The organism is Bulleidia sp. HCP3S3_C9 (genome assembly GCF_052064035.1).
Classification (GTDB): domain Bacteria; phylum Bacillota_I; class Bacilli_A; order Erysipelotrichales; family Erysipelotrichaceae; genus Bulleidia.
Genome location: NZ_JBQHWJ010000081.1, coordinates 1 through 6,110, shown reverse-complemented (window position 1 = coordinate 6,110; position 6,110 = coordinate 1). Strand labels below are relative to the sequence as shown.

The window sequence follows — 6,110 nt, the reverse complement described above, 5'->3', positions numbered from 1 at the left end:
ATTATTGTTTCAGCTAACCGGTCAAGATCAGCAGATTCAATTTTACGACAGGTACTTTTTTATTTCATTCTTCCTTTCCACTTCTGCATTTACATGTTACAGGAAGCTCTATTAAGCGGTGATGCCTGCTATATCAAATATGGAACACCGCACTTCATGGATCTGAATGTTGAAATCATTGATGATAACCGTTATGCCATGTCCCATAACTACGTACTCAATGGTGATCTGATGGCCGATCCGGATGTTGAATTCACTGTTGATAAGGATAACCGCTTGCTATATCCAGAGTCCTACCAACAGGACAATCTGCAATTCTATCAAAGAGTTGATAAGGATCCGGTTGCTGCTCATCAGCTAAACGAATTCATGGATGAATGGCTAAACAATATTCAAGAAAACCAGTATAAGGTTAAAGCTGTATATACAGAGGAGCAAGTTATTGAAAATGCAAATGACATTCGCAGATTTTGCAAGGAAAACAATCTGGCAAATATGGCGCCTAAGGTTAAGGAGAAAGAAAGATGACAAGATATATACCTAAAGACAAGCTGAAGGAAATCAGAAGCCTGAGTGCAATTGATTATCTGAAGAACTACCATCCAGATCTGTTGATCAGAAATGGAAGAACGGATTACATCCATGTCGACCATGATTCACTGCACTTTTCCAACGGAAAATGGTACTGGTGGTCAAAAAGGAAAGGTGGCACTTCCGCCATTGACTATCTGGTAACCGTTGAAGGATATACCTTCATGGATGCCTGTGAAACCATCATAGATGCGATGAAGATTGCCATGCCAGTCATTACACATGAAAGGCCAAAAAAGGCAAAGCCGTTTGTGCTGCCACCAAAGGATGAAACCAACGATGATGTGATCCATTATCTTTGCGATGAAAGGATGATTGACAAGGAAATTGTCAATTACTTTGTTGCAAAAGGCCAAATCTATCAAAGTAAATATTACAAGAATGCAGTCTTTGTTGGCTTCGCTGGCAACAAACCAGCCTATGCCTTCAAAAGAAGCATCAATACCCCTATGAAACAGGATCATGCTGGAAGCAACAAGGCTTTCAGCTTTTCTTTTACTACCATCCAATCAGATGAGCTTCACATCTTTGAAGGAGCCATTGATATGCTTTCCTATATGACGCTGTTAAAGATGGATAACATTCCCTTCTATTCCCATAACTGCCTGTCACTATCAGGAGCCACAGCCGGCATTGCTGCAAAAGAGGAAGCGGATGTTCCAATTGCCTTATGGAGTTATCTGAAACGAAATGATCGTATCAAGAAGATCATCCTGCATCTGGATAATGATGATACTGGTAAACGTGCAACCCAAAGTATCATTTCAATTCTTGATGAAACCTACAAATGCGTTGATGAACATCCAACCTACTTCAAGGACATAAATGAAAAGTTGGTCTTTGCAAAAATGGACCAGCAGCGAAAGGAGAAATGCTAAATGGAATTTATGAAACAGGATGAAGTCGAAAGACTGCGAAGACAATACCCTCCAGGCACCAGAATCAAATGCATCCACATGAATGATGACTGCCATCCAGTACCTGATGGAACACTGGGCACTGTCCAGTTTGTTGATGATGCTGGTACGATCCATGTGGGTTGGAATAATGGTTCTTCCCTTGGTCTAGTACCTGATGAAGATCAATTCACTAAAGTTAAGAAAAAGGAAATGGAGAGATGACATATGAACAAACAGTTTGATCTATTTGTGAAAATGAAGATCAAGGAACTGAGCGAAAACATTTCGCGAATGACCTATGCCTATATCAATCCGGATACCAAGCAGCCAACAGTAGTTCCAGCCAAGCACTATAAGGATATACTGGATCAGCCTGTGGAAGTCATGGTAAATGATCAGGTAAAACGGCAGTTTCTGAACATCATGTTCAAGCAGATGAAATCATTAAAGGAAGAGGAACCGGTACTGTTCTATGAAACATTATTGCTGATGGACATGAACAAGACACCGGATTCACTGGAGCTCAACGAAGAAGCCGCCATCAAGATAACAGCCCAGGAACTTGTCGAAGATGAGAAAACCCTGAAGAAGAAATTCCATCTAGTTGATTCTGAGCATCTTAATAAGTATGAGGATACGAAAAATGATTCCGAACTTATGGCTTCCCTGTTTGGTCAGGAACCAGCCGATAATGTCTACAAGTTTGAAATTACTGAAGACGACAAGATCAGAATCAAAAAGAAGAATGGCTTTGAAAGATAGGAGGAAAACACAATGAGCTATTACAATCCAAAAATCTACAACTATTCCAACCTTCATCGTGATGATCAGATGACGGTTGATGTTATGAACTGGGCAATCGATGCAGTTGAGAATATGGAAATCGACTATAGGCCAACTGAAGATTCATCAATCATGGAAAAGATGTGTGATGAAATTGCACTGGAAGTTGTGGCTGAAGTCGAAGAACAGCTGATGCACGAAATCATTGAATTCATCGTTATGACCATCGACAGCTATGACCATGATGTGGATGAAATCGATACAACCGATTTTCTTTTCGGTATGGAAGGTCATCGTAATGATGAGTAGGTGCCAACATGATCCGCTATGAAGACATTATCCGCAAAATACATTTGCTGGAAAACCAGAAAATCAAAAACGAGGAAAGGATCAAAAAGTATTCTGAAGAAAACATTCTGATTGCCAACAAGCTTAAGCTTCTCAATCAGAAGAAAGAAATGATGGAGAAAATGGAATCAGACCTTTCCGATATCCTTTCTTCACAAAAAAATAACAAGGAGACAAAAGAAAATGAAAATTGAAATTACCATCAGCGATATCAACACTTCTTCCAGTCATGACAGGCTGGATTTTTATTTGGAGCAATTAGAAAATGAGGATTCCAAGAATGATCATCAATAAGAATCTCATTTCCAATATTTCCAATATCACCGATTACGATCTGATAAAGGACTATCTGTTCATACGCGTATGCAATCTTGAACAAAATGAACTCAAAGATATGCCACATACCGCAATTGGCGATCTTGCGATAACCTATCACATTATTATCAAATCATCCGATACGCAGATCTGTTCAGCAAAGATCACAAACAACCTGCTTAATGCCTATGGCATAACACTTGATCAGCTTCACGAGGATGCCAGGATTTCATCGCCAAAAATGATTCCACCGCATGTGCAGACCCTGGAATCCATGATACTTGGAATACCAGATGAAGTTGTTGAAAGTAACAGCAATGTCAAAATGTATATCGTCACAAATGAACACAACAGTGATGGAGCTGCATCCATCTTTTATCCAGAACTTCTAAATTCACTGTCTGCAAAGCTAGACAGCAGCCTTTATGTCATCCCTTCTTCAGTTGATGAATGCATTGTCATTGCGGAAAACAAGAATGTCAAGCCAAAGGATCTCAAGGAGATGCTTTATATCGTCAATAGAAGCGATGCACTCAGTAAAGACAAGTTCCTTTCGGATACGGTATACCACTATGACAAGGATACCCGCCTTTTTGAAAGATATGATGATTATCAGAAAATGGTTAACAAGAACAGGTTCCAGTGTCATTAGTCTGTAGACTATCCATGTCTACAGATGTAGCAAGCAACGTATTTTGGGCCCAAAATACCGAATATTTAGGGATATTCCCTAAGACCCTGACAGGCAGTTGACAACAGCTGCCCTTTTTAAAGGAGAACATGCAGAAAAGACAATTCACCATTAAAGTCCGTCTGACAAAATCAGAACTGGATCATCTCAACAGACTTGTGAAAGAATCCAGGCTGTCCAGGGAGTCCTACATCCGGATGCTGGTGAGCGGTGTTATTCCACGGGCAGCTCCCAGTAAGGAACTGCTGGAAACAACAAAACTGCTTCGTAACATTGCCAACAACATCAATCAGGTTGCACGTATTGCCAACCGCAATGGATCAGTGGATACGGAAACATATCAGTCCAACTATGCTGATCTGCTCGATACAATTGATCAGATCATGTTGATGATGCAGGCACCGGTAAAGATGGAGGAACTATGGCAGTTACCAAAATATGGCCAGTGAAAGATAATCTGAATCGTGTTGTCAGATACATCTCAAACCAAACCAAAACCACTGGTCAGATATCCGATGGACTCAAAGAAGTCATAACCTATGCAACTCAGGGTTATAAAACAAATGAGAAAGAATATATTACCGGCATCAACTGTAATCCTGACACTTCCGTCAGACAGATGATTGCCACAAAACAGAAATGGTGCAAGGATGATGGCGTCCTTGCCTTTCATGCTGTTCAGTCATTCAAGCCGGATGAGATTACACCGGATGAGTGTCATGAGATCGGTGTCAGTCTTGCTGATCAGATGTGGGGTGATCGTTTTGAAGTTGTTATTTCCACACATGTGGACAGACATCATCTCCACAATCATTTTGTGATCAACTCCGTTTCCTTCATGGACGGAAAGAAGTTTGATAACAACAGAAAGGACTATATGCAGTTTCGAAATATCTCAGATGAGTTATGCAACAGCCATAACCTGTCTGTCATTCATTCCAATGGGAAAGGCATGCAGTACAGTGAATGGAACGCCATTGCGGAAGGAAAGCCATACTTCAGACAGCTGATCAGGCATGACGTTGATACAGTCCTGTCCTATGCCCGTAACATGGATCAGTTTGTAGAAGGGTTGCAGGAGATGGGCTATGAAGTATCCACCCGAGGCAGGTACATTGCTGTAAAACATCCACAGGGACAGAGAATGAGAAGACTGAAGAGTCTGCTTCGAGATGGTGCATATGATGAGGAGCACATTGAAGAAAAGCTCTACAACAATCTGCTGATGCCGATGGTCAAAGTGCAGGATGCTGTCCCCTGTCATTATTACAATGGAGAATCAAAAAAGCTGAAAGGATTCAAAGCACTGTATTTCAGATACATGTATCTGCTTGGAATCATTCATGCAAAGGACGCACCGAAAAGATATCCAAGTGCCCAGTTAAGGAGGGATCTGATTTATATGGACAGGATAACCGAAGAGAATACATTCCTTGGTAAAAACAATCTGGAAACCGTTGAAGATATTGTTTCCTTCAAGGACAGAGTCAACGATGAGATTCACGAACTGATCAACGAAAGAAAGAAGATCTACGGCAAGCTGAAGCGCGTCAAGGATGAAACGCTGAAGCTGCAGTATGAGGCAGATCGTGATGATCTCACCTCTCAAATTGCACATTTGAAAAAGGAGCTGAAACTCTGTCATGATATAGAAAACAGAGTACCGGACATTGAAGATAAGCTGAAACAGATCAATGAACTTGAACAGCAGAAAAACGAAAAACAGCAGGAATATGAAAGGAGCCTGAATCTATGAACAGCGCAGATACAGCCGATCAGATGATGAAGATGACTCTGGAAGGCATTCAGGTAGCTGCAGAAATTGCAATGAAAGCAGGTGGTGCAACTGCAAGATCACTTGCAGCAACACTGTATGCAATCCTGACGGACCGCAAGAAGATCAAAGGCAGAACCCGTCTTGACAGCATGCTGAAATCCGGAAAGGAACTGAAGGTATTTGCCATTCGTCATTCCGATCTGAAGAAATTCTGCCAGGAGGCAAAACACTACGGTGTTCTCTACTCTGTACTCAAAGAGAAAAACAACACGGATGGAATTGTGGATATCATGGTTCGATCAGAAGATGCATCCAAGATCTCCAGAATTGTGGATAAGTTTGATCTGGCAACGATTGATACAAAAGCAATCCGAGAATCTGTCATGGCACAGAAGAAACAGTTGCCGGATGTCAAACCACTATCCGATCAGGAACATGATGATCTGATCCAGAAGATGATGAATGAAGCAAACCCCTCAAAAGCTCGAACGAACAGCGGCACTCCGTTCGAGCAATCTTCAAAAACATCCAGGACAGAAAAGCCGAAGAGCAACAGCGTCGAAAAAGAAAACAGTCCTATTTCTGAACGTGTCTCTTGTAGAACGTCACATTAAATACACTAAGAAAATCAAATTAAATGCCAGAAGACATAACGTGAAATTCCGAAGTATTCAAATTATTTGATGCTGGTATTCAAATTGTTTAC

Annotated in this window: 10 protein-coding genes; all 10 read left to right on the top strand. The window is 41.1% G+C overall.

What is annotated here, in order from left to right; translation table 11 throughout:
- Window positions 1–528 (top strand): DUF6908 domain-containing protein (locus ACTND6_RS10405; protein WP_441024093.1); only part of this gene is annotated, 528 nt, incomplete at its 5' end.
- Entirely contained in the window at window positions 525–1,469 is a 945-nt protein-coding gene (locus ACTND6_RS10400; RefSeq protein ID WP_441024096.1) for a DUF3991 domain-containing protein, read from the top strand. The genes ACTND6_RS10405 and ACTND6_RS10400, both read left to right, overlap by 4 nt.
- On the top strand, window positions 1,470–1,712 hold the full coding sequence (locus ACTND6_RS10395) for a DUF4314 domain-containing protein (RefSeq protein ID WP_441024098.1): 243 nt from the start codon (window positions 1,470–1,472) through the stop codon (window positions 1,710–1,712).
- Window positions 1,713–1,715: 3 nt separating this feature from the next.
- Window positions 1,716–2,252 (top strand): hypothetical protein, encoded by a 537-nt coding sequence (locus ACTND6_RS10390; protein ID WP_441024100.1) that lies wholly within the window; start codon window positions 1,716–1,718, stop codon window positions 2,250–2,252.
- 12 nt (window positions 2,253–2,264) lie between these two features.
- Window positions 2,265–2,582, top strand: a complete 318-nt coding sequence (locus ACTND6_RS10385) for a hypothetical protein (protein ID WP_117445859.1) — start codon at window positions 2,265–2,267, stop codon at window positions 2,580–2,582.
- A gap of 8 nt (window positions 2,583–2,590) precedes the next feature.
- On the top strand, window positions 2,591–2,815 hold the full coding sequence (locus ACTND6_RS10380) for a hypothetical protein (protein WP_117445860.1): 225 nt from the start codon (window positions 2,591–2,593) through the stop codon (window positions 2,813–2,815).
- Window positions 2,816–2,901: 86 nt separating this feature from the next.
- Window positions 2,902–3,588, top strand: coding sequence for a DUF5688 family protein (locus tag ACTND6_RS10375; protein ID WP_441024102.1), 687 nt, complete (start codon window positions 2,902–2,904; stop codon window positions 3,586–3,588).
- A 128-nt stretch (window positions 3,589–3,716) separates the two neighbouring features.
- A complete protein-coding gene (locus ACTND6_RS10370; RefSeq protein ID WP_441024104.1) occupies window positions 3,717–4,076 on the top strand; it encodes a plasmid mobilization protein in 360 nt (119 codons plus the stop codon).
- On the top strand, window positions 4,049–5,383 hold the full coding sequence (locus ACTND6_RS10365) for a relaxase/mobilization nuclease domain-containing protein (protein WP_441024106.1): 1,335 nt from the start codon (window positions 4,049–4,051) through the stop codon (window positions 5,381–5,383). Before ACTND6_RS10370 ends, ACTND6_RS10365 begins: the two co-directional genes overlap by 28 nt.
- Window positions 5,380–6,018 carry a PcfB family protein gene (locus ACTND6_RS10360; RefSeq protein ID WP_441024108.1) on the top strand — a complete coding sequence of 213 codons (639 nt, stop codon included), beginning with the start codon at window positions 5,380–5,382 and terminating at the stop codon, window positions 6,016–6,018. The genes ACTND6_RS10365 and ACTND6_RS10360 overlap by 4 nt, the downstream gene beginning before the upstream one ends.
- Window positions 6,019–6,110: the final 92 nt, after the last annotated feature.